Origin of the sequence: Pseudophaeobacter sp. 1A16562, from assembly GCF_041008785.1 — a bacterium.
Lineage (GTDB): Bacteria > Pseudomonadota > Alphaproteobacteria > Rhodobacterales > Rhodobacteraceae > Phycobacter > Phycobacter gallaeciensis_A.
Genome location: NZ_JAXGFT010000007.1, coordinates 61,570 through 78,069 on the forward strand (window position 1 = coordinate 61,570; position 16,500 = coordinate 78,069).

The 16,500-nt window shown below is 62.1% G+C and carries 17 protein-coding genes and 1 tRNA gene; 8 read left to right on the forward strand and 10 right to left on the reverse strand.

Features of this window, described 5'->3' with window-relative positions; genetic code table 11:
* Window positions 1–184: 184 nt before the first annotated feature.
* From rpmF to SM764_RS11410, 7 genes are all read left to right on the forward strand, one after another.
* Entirely contained in the window at window positions 185–391 is a 207-nt protein-coding gene (gene rpmF, locus SM764_RS11380) for a 50S ribosomal protein L32 (RefSeq protein ID WP_065273246.1), read from the forward strand.
* A 39-nt stretch (window positions 392–430) separates the two neighbouring features.
* Entirely contained in the window at window positions 431–1,540 is a 1,110-nt protein-coding gene (gene plsX, locus SM764_RS11385; RefSeq protein ID WP_369001826.1) for a phosphate acyltransferase PlsX, read from the forward strand.
* Window positions 1,541–1,561: 21 nt separating this feature from the next.
* Window positions 1,562–2,533, forward strand: coding sequence for a beta-ketoacyl-ACP synthase III (locus tag SM764_RS11390; protein WP_065273244.1), 972 nt, complete (start codon window positions 1,562–1,564; stop codon window positions 2,531–2,533).
* A 92-nt stretch (window positions 2,534–2,625) separates the two neighbouring features.
* Window positions 2,626–2,928 (forward strand): integration host factor subunit alpha, encoded by a 303-nt coding sequence (gene ihfA / locus SM764_RS11395; RefSeq protein ID WP_065273243.1) that lies wholly within the window; start codon window positions 2,626–2,628, stop codon window positions 2,926–2,928.
* Window positions 2,929–2,972: 44 nt separating this feature from the next.
* Window positions 2,973–4,580: a MerR family transcriptional regulator gene (locus tag SM764_RS11400; RefSeq protein WP_369001827.1), complete on the forward strand. Its 1,608-nt coding sequence runs from the start codon at window positions 2,973–2,975 to the stop codon at window positions 4,578–4,580.
* Between the two features lie 72 nt (window positions 4,581–4,652).
* Window positions 4,653–4,729, forward strand: a tRNA-Pro gene (locus tag SM764_RS11405).
* 136 nt (window positions 4,730–4,865) lie between these two features.
* Window positions 4,866–5,951 carry a 2'-deoxycytidine 5'-triphosphate deaminase gene (locus SM764_RS11410; RefSeq protein ID WP_274831992.1) on the forward strand — a complete coding sequence of 362 codons (1,086 nt, stop codon included), beginning with the start codon at window positions 4,866–4,868 and terminating at the stop codon, window positions 5,949–5,951.
* Window positions 5,952–5,979: 28 nt separating this feature from the next.
* Here SM764_RS11410 and SM764_RS11415 read toward each other — a convergent pair whose 3' ends face one another.
* From SM764_RS11415 to SM764_RS11445, 7 genes are all read right to left on the reverse strand, one after another.
* Window positions 5,980–6,219, reverse strand: a complete 240-nt coding sequence (locus SM764_RS11415) for a hypothetical protein (protein ID WP_065273241.1) — start codon at window positions 6,217–6,219, stop codon at window positions 5,980–5,982.
* 84 nt (window positions 6,220–6,303) lie between these two features.
* Complete coding sequence (gene scpB, locus SM764_RS11420; protein ID WP_369001828.1) at window positions 6,304–6,981, reverse strand: SMC-Scp complex subunit ScpB; 678 nt, start codon at window positions 6,979–6,981, stop codon at window positions 6,304–6,306.
* A complete protein-coding gene (locus SM764_RS11425) occupies window positions 6,981–7,778 on the reverse strand; it encodes a segregation and condensation protein A (RefSeq protein WP_274833692.1) in 798 nt (265 codons plus the stop codon). The genes scpB and SM764_RS11425 overlap by 1 nt, the downstream gene beginning before the upstream one ends.
* Window positions 7,771–8,778, reverse strand: a complete 1,008-nt coding sequence (nagZ, locus tag SM764_RS11430; RefSeq protein WP_369001829.1) for a beta-N-acetylhexosaminidase — start codon at window positions 8,776–8,778, stop codon at window positions 7,771–7,773. Before nagZ ends, SM764_RS11425 begins: the two co-directional genes overlap by 8 nt.
* Window positions 8,775–10,031 carry an SPOR domain-containing protein gene (locus SM764_RS11435; RefSeq protein ID WP_369001831.1) on the reverse strand — a complete coding sequence of 419 codons (1,257 nt, stop codon included), beginning with the start codon at window positions 10,029–10,031 and terminating at the stop codon, window positions 8,775–8,777. Before SM764_RS11435 ends, nagZ begins: the two co-directional genes overlap by 4 nt.
* 93 nt (window positions 10,032–10,124) lie before the next feature.
* Complete coding sequence (gene argS / locus SM764_RS11440) at window positions 10,125–11,870, reverse strand: arginine--tRNA ligase (protein ID WP_369001832.1); 1,746 nt, start codon at window positions 11,868–11,870, stop codon at window positions 10,125–10,127.
* A 175-nt stretch (window positions 11,871–12,045) separates the two neighbouring features.
* Window positions 12,046–13,197: a deoxyguanosinetriphosphate triphosphohydrolase gene (locus SM764_RS11445; protein WP_369001833.1), complete on the reverse strand. Its 1,152-nt coding sequence runs from the start codon at window positions 13,195–13,197 to the stop codon at window positions 12,046–12,048.
* Between the two features lie 92 nt (window positions 13,198–13,289).
* On the opposite strand from SM764_RS11445, the gene SM764_RS11450 reads away from it, so the two are divergent.
* Window positions 13,290–13,613 (forward strand): HesB/IscA family protein, encoded by a 324-nt coding sequence (locus SM764_RS11450; RefSeq protein WP_065273234.1) that lies wholly within the window; start codon window positions 13,290–13,292, stop codon window positions 13,611–13,613.
* Between the two features lie 95 nt (window positions 13,614–13,708).
* Here the strand turns inward: SM764_RS11450 and SM764_RS11455 are convergent, their stop codons facing one another.
* The 3 genes from SM764_RS11455 to SM764_RS11465 form a co-directional block, all read right to left on the reverse strand.
* On the reverse strand, window positions 13,709–14,665 hold the full coding sequence (locus SM764_RS11455; RefSeq protein ID WP_369001835.1) for a DMT family transporter: 957 nt from the start codon (window positions 14,663–14,665) through the stop codon (window positions 13,709–13,711).
* Complete coding sequence (locus tag SM764_RS11460) at window positions 14,665–15,726, reverse strand: DUF6902 family protein (protein ID WP_369001836.1); 1,062 nt, start codon at window positions 15,724–15,726, stop codon at window positions 14,665–14,667. The genes SM764_RS11455 and SM764_RS11460 overlap by 1 nt, the downstream gene beginning before the upstream one ends.
* Window positions 15,727–15,887: 161 nt before the next feature.
* On the reverse strand, window positions 15,888–16,247 hold the full coding sequence (locus tag SM764_RS11465) for a hypothetical protein (protein WP_369001837.1): 360 nt from the start codon (window positions 16,245–16,247) through the stop codon (window positions 15,888–15,890).
* Between the last annotated feature and the right edge of the window lie 253 nt (window positions 16,248–16,500).

A 16,500-nucleotide genomic window follows, 5' to 3' on the forward strand; every position in this document is an offset into this window, starting at 1 on the left:
CCCGCCTGCCCTAAAAAACCGCTTGCGCCGCAGAGGATTCGCAGTATTTTCGCGCGCTCATCGGAATTTTTGGTTGGACATCGGAGAGGCTGCGGCCTACACGCACGTCACACCGATCACGACAAAACAATGAAATCGCGCGGCGGGGATGGCCCCAAGGCGCCAAGCAGACAAAGGTTGAGACATGGCCGTCCAACAGAACAAAGTATCCAAATCGCGCCGCAACAACCGTCGCGCGCACGATGCCCTGGTTGCTGCAAACCCGAACGAATGCTCCAGCTGCGGCGAACTGAAGCGTCCGCACCACGTGTGCCCGTCCTGCGGCCACTACGACGATAAAGAAATCGTTGCAGCGAACGACGAAATCGACATGGATGAGGACGCGGCGTAAGCCCTCCTTTGATCACATAACGCCAGGCAGGCTTTACCTATGACGGGCAAACCCGATCAATCCAAAGCGCAGACTGGTAAAATTGTGATTTCTGTCGATGCCATGGGCGGAGATGCCGGCCCTGCCGTAGTGGTGGCCGGTATCGCGAAATCCGCCGAGAAGAACCCGAATATCGGATTCATTCTACATGGCCCCGAAGACGAATTGGCACCCTTGGTTGCCAAACGGCGCATCCTGGCGGATCGCGTCGTTATTCGTCATGTCGACAGCGTTGTCACCATGGACGACAAGCCCAGCCAGGTCATGCGCAATGGCAAGGGCACCTCGATGTGGTCCGCATTGGACGCCGTGAAGAACGGCGAATCCGCCGGGGTCGTCTCTTGCGGCAATACCGGCGCGCTGATGGCGCTCAGCATGTTGCGCCTGCGCAAGGTGCCGGGCGTCAACCGCCCCGCGATTGCGATTCTCTGGCCATCACGGAACCCGCAGGGGTTCAACGTGATGCTGGATGTGGGCGCCGATGTGCGCGCCGACGCGCAGGATCTGCTGCAATACGCGCTGATGGGCACCTCCTATACTCGTAATTCCATGGATATCGCCCGCCCGCGCGTTGGCCTGCTCAACGTCGGCACCGAGGAACACAAGGGCCGCGCCGAGCTGAAAGAAGCCCATGCGTTGATCGCCGAAAATGCCGGGATCGCCGATTATGAATTTGTCGGCTTTGTCGAAGGCAGCGATATCCCCGGCAATGTGGCAGATGTCATCGTCACCGACGGCTTTACCGGAAATGTCGCGATCAAGACCGGTGAAGGCACCGCCAGCCTGGTCCGCTCGGCCCTGCGCGAGGCCTTTGAATATTCCTTCCTGTCCAAGATCGCGGCGCTGCTGGCCTATACCTCTCTGTCGCGGCTGGCAAAACGGATCGATCCGCGGCGCGCCAATGGTGGCGTGTTTCTGGGCCTAAACGGCACCGTGGTAAAATCCCACGGCGGCGCCGATGCCACCGGGGTATCGGCCGCAGTAAAACTGGCCTTCCGTCTGGCCGAGCAGGGTTTTGCCGAAAAACTGGCCGCGCGGGTTGCATCCGCCGTGGAGCTTACCCAAGATGCCGCAGGCTCCGACGACGACGACCGGATCTCAACAAAATAAGACCAAGAAGGCAGTCACAGAATGACGCGACGTGCAGTAGTTGTAGGCACCGGCCATTATCTCCCTAAACGCGTGGTCGAAAACGCGGAATTCGAAGCCACCCTGGACACCACGGACGAATGGATTCGCTCCCGCTCCGGGATTGAACGCCGCCATTTCGCCGAAGAGGGCGAAACCACCTCCTCGATGGCAACCGCAGCGGCCAAGGCGGCGCTCTCCGATGCCGGTCTTGTGGCTGACGATATCGACGCGATCATCGTGGCCACCTCGACCGCCGATCTGACCTTCCCTTCGGCGGCCACCATGGTGCAGGCGCAGCTGGAAATGACCCGCGGCTTTGCCTTTGACGTGCAGGCGGTCTGCGCCGGCTTCGTCTATGCGCTCTGCAACGCAAACGCATTGATCGCCTCCGGTCAGGCTGACCGGGTTATGGTGATTGGCGCCGAAACCTTCTCGCGCATCATGGACTGGACCGACCGATCGACCTGCGTGCTCTTCGGTGATGGCGCCGGCGCGCTGATTCTTGAGGCACAGACCGGCGCGGGCACCAGCGATGACCGCGGAATTCTGGCCACCGATCTGAATTCAGACGGGCGCTACAAGGATTTGCTTTATGTAGACGGCGGTGTTTCCACCCAGTCGACCGGCCATCTGCGCATGCAGGGCAACCAGGTTTTCCGCCATGCCGTGGAGAAACTGGCCAAGACCGCAACCACAGCGCTGGAACGCGCGGGCCTTGGCGCCGAAGACGTGGACTGGATCGTGCCGCATCAGGCCAATATCCGCATCATTCAGGGCACCGCCAAGAAGATGGGCCTCAGCCTCGATAACGTTGTGGTGACCGTTCAGGACCACGGCAACACCTCTGCTGCGTCGATTCCACTGGCCCTGTCGGTCGGCAAGGAACGCGGTCAGATCAAGCCCGGGGATCTGATCGTCACCGAGGCGATCGGCGGCGGATTGGCCTGGGGCGCGGTCGTGCTGCGCTGGTAGCACGGGACAGCGCAATCTCGCAGCGCGCAATTCATTGATATTGACAGTGAAATTCCCCAGCCCCTATGCTTGAGCAAACAACGGGGACTGGTATGAGCGAAAAAACTCTGACGCGAATGGATCTGAGCGAGGCCGTTTTCCGCGAGGTTGGCCTCTCCCGCAATGAAAGCGCGCAACTGGTTGAAAGCATGCTGCAGCACATGTCAGACGCCCTTGTCCGCGGGGAGCAGGTGAAAATCTCTTCTTTCGGGACCTTTAGCGTCCGGGACAAGACGGCACGTGTGGGGCGCAATCCCAAAACCGGTGAAGAGGTTCCGATTCAGCCACGCCGTGTGCTGACCTTCCGGCCCTCCCATCTGATGAAAGACCGAGTCGCTGACGGCAACCGCAGCTGAAGACGGCTGCCCCGACCGGTCCAGAACCAACGGAATCAATACCCATGTCCAAATCACCAGACGCCTTCCGCACCATCAGCGAAGTGGCGGAATGGCTGGGGGTGCAAGCGCATGTCCTGCGCTTCTGGGAAAGCAAATTCACCCAGGTAAAACCGGTCAAGCGAGCCGGTGGGCGCAGATACTATCGCCCTGCGGACATGCTGCTCCTGGGTGGCATTCGCAAGCTGCTGCATGACGATGGCATGTCCATCAAGGAAGTTCAGGCAATTCTGCGCGACCTTGGCATTACCCATGTCTCCGAGATGTCCCATAGCCTTGATACGGCCTCCCCCGGAGAACCGGACGGAACCGGAACCGGCGGTGGGTTCGCCCAGAGCAATGCAGCCACAGAATCTGCCGCAGCGCATCCCCGCGCTGGCGCAACGCCAGGGCCCAGCGTCGAGGGCGACCCCGAGATCGCGGGTGAAAGCGCAGGAGCGGAAGAAGACTCGCCGCGCGCCGCCAGCCATCTGCCGTTTTTCGAACAGGAACAATTTGATCCCTTTGCAGAGGTCGCTGACGAAAGCCCGGCGGGCGCCCAGCCCAGTGCATCGCAAGCTGAGAGCATTCCAGAGACCATCTCGGAGCTGGATCAGGATGAGTCGCCACTGGTGCAGGCGGAGCCAGACGATGCCCTGTCCGAGGCCCCCAATGCGGAGCCCGACACATCGACGGATCAACCTATTGCCTCTGACCTGTCGGAAGAGCTTCCCCCGCCACAAGACGACCTGAGCGGCGAAGAAAGCCTGCCTTTCGACGAGGTGCAGCCCGTCTCCACAGAGCCGGAACCTGCACAGATCATGATGGACCTTGGCGGCCACGACGCCCCTGCCCCGGAATGCGAGGCAGACCCGGTGATCGAAGAAACCGCCGCGCCGGAGGCAACAGCCGAACCAGCCCCCTTCGCAGGAGAAGCGGACAGCACCACGGATGACACTGGCAGCGAGGTCCAGTCGGAACCGAATGCGGAGGCGGAAGCGCTTGTGCCAACCGACGATCAGGCCGAGCCTGCCTTCGAGGTCAGCTTCGCACCGGATGAGACCGAGCCGCCAACCGCGCCGATTGACCCTGCTGTGCCGCTCACCAGCCACCTCGACGCTCCCACGCCCTTGGGTGAGAGCGAGCCCGCCGAGTTGGGCGACGCCCACGCCGACCTGATGGCCGAGGAAGCGCCGACTGAGGCTATGGCTACGGAGCATGACGAGCCTGAACCCGCATCCGAGCAAGCCCCTGTCGAAGCCATCCTGCCTGAGGAACTCTCAGAGCAAATGGACGAGGAACTAGCCGAATCCGACGCAGATGCAGCCCTGCAGGATGCCATGGATGCAGATGCACCGCGGGAAGGATTTGCCCCTCCGGGCCTGCCGGACAATGCGGAGCAGGACGCTGCAACCGATGCGCCCGAAGCAGGCTTTCCCCCGACCGGGGATCTCCCGATGGAGGAATCCAAGCCGCGAATCATTTCCGTGCCCGACGAAAATCTGGCCGCCCAGGTCAACCTGCGTCCCGGTGTTCTGGCCCTGTTGTCGCAGACAACGGAACTGCGGCCCGAAGTGCGCGCCGAAGTTGCCGAATGCGCCGCCGAGCTGCGCCAATGGCTGGAAGCACATTAATTTTCCAAAGCAGCGGAAAAACTTGGCAATGCCTCTTGCCCCCGCCGGGAAAAACGGTAGAAAGCGCTTCAACGGGCTATGGCGCAGCCTGGTAGCGCGTCCGTCTGGGGGACGGAAGGTCGCAGGTTCGAGTCCTGCTAGCCCGACCATACAAAACGCCTGGGTGTTTGCGCACCCAGGCGTTTTGTGTATGTGTAGCCTGGGGTTACGGATCGGGACCATCATCTGGGTCGTCTTGAACAGCAGCCCGACCGGGCGGATGCCCGGCCAGACGGGAGAAAGACAATGACAGGCGTTTTACCCAGCCAGACACTGGAAACCATGCTGCAGCAGGGCGAGATCACCCTGTCCGAGCCTTTGATCGACGGGCAAATCCAGCCTGCAAGTCTGGATCTGCGGCTGGGCCATGTGGCTTACCGCGTGCGCGCCTCCTTCCTCTCTGGACACGGCAACACGGTCGCTGATCGCCTCTCTGAATTTGAAATGCACCGCATTGATCTGGATGGCGGCGCTGTTCTGGAAAAGGGCTGCGTCTACGTGGTGCCGCTCCTCGAAGGTTTGGCCCTGCCGCAGGACGTCTCCGCCGTGGCCAATGCCAAAAGCTCAACCGGGCGGCTGGACCTGCTCACGCGCACCATCACCGATGGCGGCGAGGAATTCGACCGCATCAAGCCGGGTTACACCGGGCCGCTGTATGCCGAGATATGCCCGCGTTCCTTCTCCGTGCTGGTGCGCCCCGGCATGCGGCTCAATCAGATCCGCTTCCGCACCGGTCAGGCGGTGCTGAGCGATCAGGAACTCAGCGCGCTGCACGCAGAAAGCCCGCTGGTGGATGGCGAGGCGGTGATCGAGGATGGCTTGGGCTTTTCCGTGGACCTGCAACTGCCAGGTACCGATCTAGTGGGCTACCGGGCCAAACCGCATACCGGGGTGATCGATCTGGACCGGATCGGCGAATACGATCCGCAGGATTACTGGGAAGAGGTGCGCACCACCAAGGGCCGCATCATTCTGGATCCCGGCGCCTTTTACATCCTTGTCAGCCGCGAGGCCGTGCATATCCCGCCGGCCTATGCCGCCGAAATGGCGCCATATCTGGCCATGGTCGGGGAATTTCGGGTGCATTACGCGGGCTTTTTCGATCCCGGCTTCGGTCACGCTTCAGTGGGCGGAGCTGGATCGCGTGGCGTGCTTGAGGTGCGCTGCCACGAAGCGCCTTTCGTGCTGGAACACGGGCAAGTCGTCGGTCGATTGGTCTATGAACGTATGGCTGAGGTACCTCAGCAGCTTTATGGCGCGGGCATAGCCTCCAACTATCAGGGACAGGGACTGAAACTGTCCAAGCACTTCAAACAGCCACAATCTAGCTGACGCCGGAAGCGCCCCCAGGCGGAAAAGCTCAGCGGTTGTCCCGCTGGGCGCGCCGCGCACGCCGCTCCTGCCGCATCTCGCGGATCCTTTCGCGTTCAGCGCGTTCTTCCGCCTCTGCCGGTGTCTCGGGTCGGTTTTCCGCCTGCCCGCCCCGCCCGCGTTTTCCACTGCGCCCCGACAGCGCGTTGAGCCCCGCATCCACGCCGGAGTTGACGGCCCTCCCGACAAGGCGGCGCATGATCATGTTGAGAATGGATTCGACGTTCATCAATAGGCTCCGGTTCCGTTCAAATGCCATTGTGACATCGGAATGGGACGATTTCTTGGCAGGCTGCCCCCGCACACGAAATCGTCAGCTTTCGAACAGCTCTGGCTGCTCCTCGGGATCCTCGTCCCCGTCGTCACCGCCCTGCCCCGTCGGGAAGCTGCCCGGCGGCGGGCGGCTTTCCAGCAGCCCGGCAGAGCGCAGTTCCTTCACCCCCGGCAGGTCGCGGGCGCTTTCCAGACCGAAGTGATCCAGGAACACCGGTGTTACCACGAATGTCACCGGGCGGCCCGGCGTCATACGGCGGCGACCAAGGCGGATCCACTCCATTTCCAAAAGCTGATCAATGGTGCCCCGGGACACCGATACGCCGCGGATCTCTTCGATCTCGGCCCGCGTCACCGGCTGATGATAGGCGATGATAGCCAGGGTTTCGATTGCCGCCCGGCTCAGCTTGCGGGTCTCGACGATTTCCTTCTGCATCAGGAAGCCAAGGTCCGGCGCCGTGCGGATTGCCCAGGCATCGCCCACGCGCACCACCCTGACACCGCGCCCCTCGTAGCGTTTGCGCAGGTATTCCAGCGCCTCGCCGGGATTGCAGCCATGCGGCATGCGGGCCTCCAGATCGCGCAGGGTGACAGGCTCGGTACTGGCGAACAGCACCGCCTCGACCATGCGCTCCTGCTCGGCCATGGGCGGGGCATCGAACAGGCTGTCCGACTCCTGCTGCGCCTTGTCCGGCTCCTGGTTGCTGAAATCTTCCATCAGGTGTTCCCGTTCAGGTGGCGCAACTGGATCGGCGCAAAGGTCTCGTTCTGGCGGATTTCCAGCTGGCCTTCCTTGACCAGCTGCAGGGAGGCGGCAAAGGTCGCCGCCGTGGCCGAGCGCCGTTTCACGGGATCACTGTGCCAGCCATCTGGCAGGTAGCTCAGCATATCGGTCCAGCTGCCGGTAAAACCAATGAGGCCGCGCATCCGCTCCAGCGCCTCCTCCATGGTGAAGACTGAATCCCGGTCCATCACAAAGGGGCGGAAATCGTCGCGGGTGCGGATCCTGGCATAGCCCTGCATCAAGTCGAGAAGGTTGGCGCTATAGGTCACGGTGCGGATACGTTCGACCGTTTCGCTTTGCCCACGGGCAAAGAAATCCCGCCCCAACTGGTCACGCCCCATCAGCCGCGCCGCCGCATCGCGCATGGCCTGAAGCCGCTCCAGCTGGAACGCCAGATGCGCCGCCAGTTCCTCCCCCGAGGGGCCTTCTTCTTCGGGGTCGGGGGGGAGCAACAGCCGCGATTTCAGGAAGGCCAGCCAAGCCGCCATCACCAGATAATCAGCCGCCAGTTCGATCCGCAGCTCCTTGGCACGCTCCACGAAACTAAGATATTGCCGGGCAAGCTCCAGAACCGAAATACGCCGCAGATCCACCTTCTGGGTGCGCGACAGCGTCAACAACAGGTCGAGCGGCCCCTCATAGCCGTCGACATCGACAATCAGCGCCTCAGCCGCCAGCCGATCCTCGACCGAGGGCTGAACTTCTTCCGGAAAAAGTGACTCTTCAGACATAAACCTTTCCGCCCATCAGGGCAGCAAGTTCGGCCTCGGCAGCCTCTATGTCAAGCGCAGCGGGGGTTTTGCGCGCCGCGATGGCCCGCAGGGCGCGGTTTTGCCCCACCTCATCCAGGGTTCCGGCAGCCTCTGCCACCTGCGTACGCACGGCAAGATCGGCATTGCACAGCAGAACGATATCGCAGCCCGCCGCGCGGGACTGCCCGGCGATATCTGCCGGTGCCCCCTGCAGGGCCTTCATCGAGATATCGTCGGTCATGATCAGCCCGTCAAAGCCTATGCCCTTGCGGATCCGTTCCATCACCGGGGGCGACAGGGTCGCGGGGCGCGGATCAAGCGCGTCAAAGACGATATGCGCCGTCATTGCCATCGGGAGGTCATTCAGCGCCCGGAAGGCCGCGAAATCCGTAGCCTCCAAATCGGCAGCGGATGCGGCCACATGCGGAAGGTCCAGATGGCTGTCCGCCACCGCGCGGCCATGGCCGGGAATATGTTTCAGAACCGGCACCACGCCGCCATCAAGATGCGCCTCGGCCACCGCGCGAGCCAGTACGGTCACATCCGGCAAAGCCTCGCCATAGCAGCGATTGCGCAGAAACGGGTGAGTGTCGGCAGAGGCGATATCTGCAATCGGGGCGCAGTTGCTGTCGATGCCAAGCGCGTGCAACTCATGCGCAATCAGGCGATAGCGCAGATACATGGCCCGTTCGGCGCCGTCACCAGCCTGAACCGCGTGTTCCATCGGCGGCAGCCAGTCGCGCCCCAGTGGCGGGCGCAGGCGCTGCACCCGGCCGCCTTCCTGATCAATGGTGATCAGGCAATCGCGGCCCACGGAATCGCGGAGCTCTCCGCAGAGGGCACGGACCTGATCTGCAGAGCTGATATTGCGGGCAAACAGGATAAAGCCAAAAGGATCCGCGTCGCGGAACAGGGCCTTTTCATTCTGGGTGAGGCGCAGCCCCTCTGCATCCAGAATGGTCGCGCCAAATCCTGTCATCGGGTGGTCACGGGGATGCAGTCGGCATTGCCTGCCACCAGTGCAGAGCAGAACCGGCGGGCATCAGACAGCCCGTCAAAGCCCATGGCCCGCAGACGGTAGAAGGTGCGGCCACCGCTTTCGGCGCGCTGGATCACCCGTTTCTTGTCGGCAAGGTAGTCGTCGAACTGCGCATAGATCCGGTCCCATTCGGAGCGGGCGACCTCAGCACTTTCATAAGCGCCAAGCTGCGCCAGCCGCGTACCTGCGGGCAGGCTGTCGGCAGAAACCTCGATCGCGACAGCAGAGCTGGGAGTTGCGGCCGGGGCAGCTGCGGGGGTGAACCGCGCAGGCCGCAGGTTCGGGCGCAGCGAAACCTTGACGCCTGGCGCCTTCAGCAGCGCGGCAGAAGGTTGCGGCGCGGACGAAACAGCGGCGATTTCAACCGGCTTCAGGGGCTGCGGCTGTACGATCTCGGGGGCCGCGACAGAGGCATTGGAAACTTGCTCCGGCGCTGCATCCGGTGTCTCTGCACCAAGAGGCGTTACCCCATCGGTAAGTTCAGCCACCAGGGCGTTGATGTCACCGCTTTGATAGGCGGCCAGAGACTGATCCGAAACTGCGGGCGCCTCGCGGTCGGCGCGGTTCTGTTCGGCCTGCTGCGCCAGTTCCGACATCGGCCGGTCGTCCTCGGTCAGCTCAATGGGTTGCGGCGCCAGCACCAGACGCTCTGCTGGATCCTCGGCAGTGCCGGTTGCGGCCACGGCGTTCACTGCCAGCCCCTGATGGTCTGCCGGACGGCCGCCGGGGTTTTCCGGCTGCACGCGCATCGGCCCTTCGACCGCGCGCACCACAGGCACGCCGCTGACATCGCGCATCACCAGCTTGTAGCCCCAGACGCCGATCCCGACGACCAGCGCCAGCGAAGCGACCGCACCGAGCATTCCGGCCATCCGGCCAAATCCTGCCCGCCCAGCAGGCGCGGCATCATCGGCGTAGCCGTAATCATCGGCCATATAGGCATCCGCCTCATAGCCGGTCCCATCGGCCTGCGCCGGATCAAAGCCACCAAAACCCTGCGGTGCATAGGGCGCGGCAGGGGCTGCGGTGGCTTGGGGTGAAACAAAACTCTGCTGTGCCTGCGGCTGGACCGACGGGTCATAGGCACCGAACTGCTGCTGTCGCTGATACTGAACACCACCGGCAGAATCGCCATCTGCGACTCCGCTCTGGTCATAGGCCGGGCGCGTGCCCGCCTGCGTAAAATACGCCATTATCCGCCTCACTGCCCGTTTCATGCGCCACATCACCTGCGCCGCATTTTCGGGTCTCTTGAACTGCCTCGTTCCGGCGGTCTGTGCGTATTTTTATCGCATCTCTTCCGCCGGGGTCACGCCAAGAATACCAAGACCAGCGGAAATGACAATGGAAACGGCCCGTGCAAGTGCCAAATTGGCATGTGTTGCCGATTGGCTGCTCTCGTTAACAAATCGTAAACTTTTGTCGCTTTTGCCGAGATGGTACAGGCCGTGCAGATCCGAAGCCAGATCGTAGAGGTAGAAGGCTACGCGGTGCGGCTCGTTGCTGCGGGCCGCAATTTCCACCAGGCGCGGCCATTCCGCCAGCTTGCGGGCCACCGACAGCTGCGCCGGAGCGGCCAGCAGCGACAGATCCGCATCGGCTAGGGCCGCATCATCAGAAGCGATTCCCGCCTCTTCCGCCTTGCGCAGGGTCGAGCAGATCCGCGCATTGGCATATTGCACGTAGAAGACCGGGTTGTCTTTGGACTGCTCCAGCGCCTTGTCGAGATCAAAGTCAAAGCCCTGATCGTTCTTGCGGGTAAGCAGCATGAAGCGGGTAACATCAGGGCCCACGGCCTCGACCACGTCGCGCAGGGTGACAAATGTCCCTGCCCGTTTGGACATCTTGAATTCCTGACCGTCCTTGAACAGCTTCACCAATTGGCACAGCTTGATATCCAGTGGCACCTTACCATCGGACAGGGCCGACACAGCGGCCTTCATGCGCTTCACATAGCCGCCGTGATCGGCGCCAAAGATGTCGATCAGTTCGTCAAAGCCACGCTCCACCTTGTCATAGTGATAGGCGATATCGGGGGCGAAATAGGTCCAGGCGCCATCGGATTTCTTCACCGGACGATCCACGTCATCGCCGTGTTCGGTGGATTTGAACAGGGTCTGCTCACGCGGTTCCCAGTCTTCCGGCTTCTTGCCTTTCGGCGGCTCCAGCACGCCTTGGTAGATGAGCCCCTTGGCATCAAGACTTTCCAGCGCGGCTTCGATCTTGCCGGTGCCATAAAGCGATTTTTCGGAGAAGAAGACATCCATTTCGATGCCGAGCAGCTTCAGATCCTCGCGGATCAGATCCATCATCGCGTCGGTAGCGAAATTGCGCACTTCCTGCAGCCAAACCTCTTCGCCTTTGCCGACATAGGCATCGCCTACCTTGTCCTTCAGCGCCTGCCCGACCTCGATCAGGTAATCGCCGGGATAGGTTCCATCCTCGAATGCCACTTCCTGACCGTGCGCCTCAAGATAGCGCAGGTAGACGGAGCGGGCGAGCACATCGACCTGACCGCCACCATCGTTGATATAATATTCGCGGGTGACGTCATAACCCGCATAGGCCAGCAGCGAGGCCAGCGCGTCGCCGAAGACCGCACCGCGCGTGTGCCCCACGTGCAGCGGGCCGGTCGGGTTTGCGGAGACATATTCCACGTTGACCCGTTTGCCCTGCCCCAGCTCGGACTTCCCATAGGCCGTGCCATCCGCCAGAACGGAACCCAGCACACCCTGCCAGACGGACGGTGCCAGACGCAGGTTCAAAAAGCCCGGACCGGCCACTTCGGCAGAGGTGATCCGATCATCCTGCGCCAGATGTGCCGCTAGTGCCTCGGCGATGTCGCGCGGCTTTTTCTTGGCTGGTTTTGCCAGCACCATGGCTGCATTGGTCGCCATATCCCCATGCGCCGGATCGCGGGGCGGCTCCACCGCCACGTTGTCGAAAGAAAGCCCCCCGGGCAGCGTGCCGTCCGCGGTCAACGCGTTCAGGCTGTCGATCACAAGCGAGCGGATATCGTTGAAGAGGTTCATATCGGGCGTCCTATTGGTTTGATCTAGCGGATACCCACGCCTGCGTCAGGGGTCAACCATCAGCGACCGCCACAAGGCCTGTCATGCCCCAATGGGCAGCGCAAACTGGTCCGCAACGCCCGAATGGCCCTCATGCGCGCCAGTCCACTGCGCTAGGCCGCAGGTTTCCCCAGGACTAGGCCGCAGGTTTCCCCAGGATCAGCCGGTCATGTTCCTGCAGCGCAAATCGGTCCGTCATGCCCGCAATGTAATCCGACACCAGACGCGCAAGAACGGTCTGGCTGTCCGCAGCGCGGATCTCGGCGTGCCAGCGTTCCGGCATCTGATAAGGGTTGGCCAGAAAGTAGGGAAACAACGCTTCGACCACCTGCGCCACCTCGGCGCGTTTCTTCATGACCTTCGGCGCCCGGTACATGCGCAGGAACAGGAACGCACGGATCTCCTTCAGATCCCTCCACAACCCGTCGGAAAAGGCCACTACCGGCGTGCCCAGCGCGCGCACATCTTCGACGCTTTGCACCCCGGCCTCCCGCAACAGGCCGCGGGAGGTCGCGATTACATCTTCGACCATCACGCCAAAGACGCGCCGCAGCGCCTCGTGTCGGCGCCGGTTCAGCTCAAGCCCAGGATAGCGCAGGTCCACCTCGCGATAGGCCGACCCGACGATGGGCAGATCGGCGATTTCCGCATCGCTAAACAACTCTGCTCGCAACCCGTCGTGCAAATCGTGATTGTTATAGGCGATATCATCGGCCAGTGCCGCCACCTGCGCTTCGGCGCTGGCGTGGGTGCTGAGCTCCAGATCCATGGTGTCGTTGAATTCGGCCAGCGCCCAGGGCAGCGGGCCAGTGACCGGGCCATTATGCTTTGCGATGGCCTCCAGCGTTTCCCAAGTCAAGTTCAGCCCGTCGAAATTGGCATAGTGGCGTTCAAGGCTAGTGACGATGCGGATCGCCTGCGCGTTGTGATCAAAGCCGCCATAGGGTGCCATCAACGCATGCAGCGCATCCTCGCCCGTATGGCCAAAGGGCGTGTGCCCCAGATCATGCGCCAGCGCGACCGCCTCGGTCAGTTCTTGATTGACCCCCAGCGCCCCGGCAATCGTCCGCGCCACCTGCCCGACCTCGATCGAATGGGTCAGCCGAGTGCGGTAGTTGTCACCTTCGTGTTCGACAAAGACCTGCGTCTTGTGCTTGAGCCTGCGAAAGGCGCTGGCGTGGATGATGCGATCGCGGTCCCGTTGAAAGGGAGAGCGGAAGTAGCTTTCTTCCTCGGCGACCAACCGGCCACGGCTCCGATTTGGCATCGTCGCAAAAGGCGCATTCATTTCTGATCTTTATCCTTTGCAAATCTTGTCGCCCGCCCAGGACTTTCTATATATGGGTTAGCACGCGGCACCACATATTTGGGAGAAAATATATGCAATTGCCCCCAAAAGTCACAGAACGCGCCTTTGCGCGCCTCGCCGAGATCGGCGCCGCCGGTCAGGGTCAGGCCTTGCGGGTCGCCGTCGAAGGGGGCGGTTGTTCCGGTTTCCAGTATGAGATCGGCCTCGACACCCCGACGCCCGAGGATCTGGTGCTCGAAGGCGGCGGTGAGAAGGTTGTGGTGGATGCGGTTTCGCTGCCGTTTCTGGAAAACGCGGTCATCGATTTCACCGAAGAGTTGATCGGTGCGCGTTTCACCATCGAGAACCCGAATGCTACCTCCAGCTGCGGCTGCGGCACCTCCTTCTCGATGTAAATCTTCTCATCTGGGCGTCGCCACGCTCGCGTCGGTGCCCCGATCGTTAAAGACTATTCCCACGCCTCGAAAAGATCTGGCAGGCGACGACCGGATTACGGGTCCGTGCGCATCGCCACGCCTGCGCGGTGCCGGACCTGCCGCCGCGCATTGATCATCGACTTGCTCCAGACATTGCCACCTGGGGTTAGCTGATCCCAGACAAGATAGATCCCCGAGGCCACAATCACCGCAGCCCCCATCCAGGTGCCCTGCTCCGGCACCTCGCCAAACCCAAGCGCGCCGATCAATACCATCCAGACGAATTGCAGGTTCATCAGCGGCGTCACCGCATAGGATGGCAACCGTCTCAGCGCCGCCACCAGTAGCCAACGCGCCCCGAACAGCAGACCGGCATAGCTCAGCGCCCAGACGACATCCACCATTGGCATTGGCAGCCAGACAAAGGGCAGCACCGGCAGCATGACAAGGCTGAGCGCCAGATTGGGATAGAACACCTGCGCCAGCACGTTCTGCTCATGCCGACCGATATAGCGTGACAGCGTGATCGACAGCGTCCCCAGCACAGAGGCCCCCAGCGCCACCACGTGGCCCGCTGTCAGGCTGGATAGACCGCCCGGAAAGACGCAGATCACCCCACCGAAACCCGCCGCCAGTGCCAGCCAGGCGCCGGGACGCACCGGCTCGCGCAGGATCGGCGCCGACATCAGCCCGGCCAGAAGCGGCATCAGTCCGATGAAGATGAACACCTCGGCAAAAGGCAGCAGGCGGAAGGCATAGAAGAAACACAAGGCCGCCGCCACCGTGGCCGCGGACCGCAGCCCCATGGCCCAGCGGCAGTCCGTGCGCAGCCCGTCCGGTAGCGACCGGGCGCCGCCGCGCATGAGGGTGGTCGCAGCGCAAAGCCCCGCCACAACTGCCCCGGACAGGGCATAAAGCTGCGCCGGGGCATAGCCGCCCGCCAACAGCTTGGTAATGCCATCGGCCGAGGCGATGAACCCGGTATAAAGAACAGCGAACACCGCGCCGGTCAGGGCAAAGGGCAATCCCATCACGCCCGCCCCGCATGGCCGCTGCGCAGGAAGCCTTCGAAGAACTGCCCGAAGCAGGCACAGCTGTTTTCGGCTTGCGCCAGTACGTTTCGCTGCGCCGGATCCAACCCTGACGCCAGCCTGTCCCGTGCCAACGCCCAGTCCCCGCCGCCCGCCACGTCTGCCTCATAAAGAGCCATGGACAGGCTGCGCAGAACCCCGGCGCCCTCAGGCGCCTTCAGGTGCGTCGCGCCCTGCGGCAGCCGGTGGTCAAAGGCCTTCCCGCCAGTCAGGGCGCGTAGCCAGTTGCAGACAAAATAGCAGTGATAGTCATCGCCCCCGCCGGTAAAGCCCTGCTGTATTACGGCGAAACCATCGGTTTGCGCGGCCAGCCAGTCCTCCCAGATCACAGGCACTTCTCCCCCGGCATAGCGCAGCGCGATGCAGACCTCGGCCAGCAGATCCGCATCCTGATCGAGAAAGGACACCACCCCGGCGTACTCCAGACTGCGCAGCGCTGCCTGGCACAGCCCCGGATCCCTGCGACCGTATTCGGACAGGTAGAACACGATATGGGTGAGCTCATATCCCGCCTTTTTGTTCGGCAGCGCAAAGGTCTGCGAAGTCTCGATGAAATCATGCAGACGCTGATCCAGCCCAGGCAAGTCCAGCATGATCCCCCGGCGCGCCAGCAGCCGCCGTGCCTCGGCCCGTTGCAGGTCGGACAATTCGGCGCCCACCAGATCGCTGCCCTCAACCCAGGCAGCCATCTCTTCACCCTTGCCGCCATCCACTCCCAGATCCTCCAGGTCAAGACAGATGGACAGGATGAAGCGGTAGTATTGCCGGAAGAAACTCAACCGCCGCTCTGCTGTGTCGTAAAACGCCTCGAAAGGTGCAAGTGCCACGACAGGCACCTCTGCCCCCGTGCATTCGAGAATATTCAGAAACTCGGCGTTTTCCTTCAGCCAGAACACATTCTCCCGGCTGCGCCGTTGCCGCGCAAAGGTATCGCTTAGCACAGCCACATTGCCCCGCGGGGGCCGGATACGATCTGTCGGAAAGGCAAGAACCTGTGCCATGGAGGCGAGCTCCTTTTGTGCGCTGTGCAGTGGGTGGTGGGCGGTGGAAGGATCAGTATTGCGGACACCCCCGGATCGGATCGGCGGTGCCCCCGCTTTTAGATGATCAGGTCATGATCATCGCCCCTGTTTATGGTGCGGTTTTTATAGGGGCACCTGCCTCAGCTGCCCGAGGCAAACAGGCCGGTGACATCCCCCTGATCGGTGCGCGCCCGGGCCTGCGGCGCCGAGCCAGAGGAAAAAAGACCGGTCAGCGCGCCGCTGGACTGGCTGCCATCCGCAACCGGTGCAGAGCCCGAGCTGAACAGCGAAACCGCCTCACCGCCAAAACTATCCGCCGCACACGGCGCGGAACCGGAGCTGAACATCTCCGCACCGCCGCCTGTCATCAGGTCCGCAGAGGGCGCCGATCCGGACGAAAACATCTCGACAGCTTCGCCGCCAAACAGGCTGGCAGCGGCAGCCTCAACGCATGAAGTAGCGGCTGATTGAACGTCATTTTTCTTGAGCAAAGCAGTCATGGAAACCTCCGAGTGTTGGGCATTATCGCCACCAAAACGCTGGCATGGAGTTGGCAATTCCAAAACCGGAATCTGCAATTTCAGGTTGCTTTTTCCGCGACAATCACTTTAACTTTGAATTGCAAATTACCGTTTAATTACAGGTATTTAAAACCATACACACCTTATACTAATCCTTATCCACAAAGGCAGTCCTGCAAGGCCAAAAACAACAACCCTAGGTGGATACATGCAAAGTCGCAAAACACGCCTT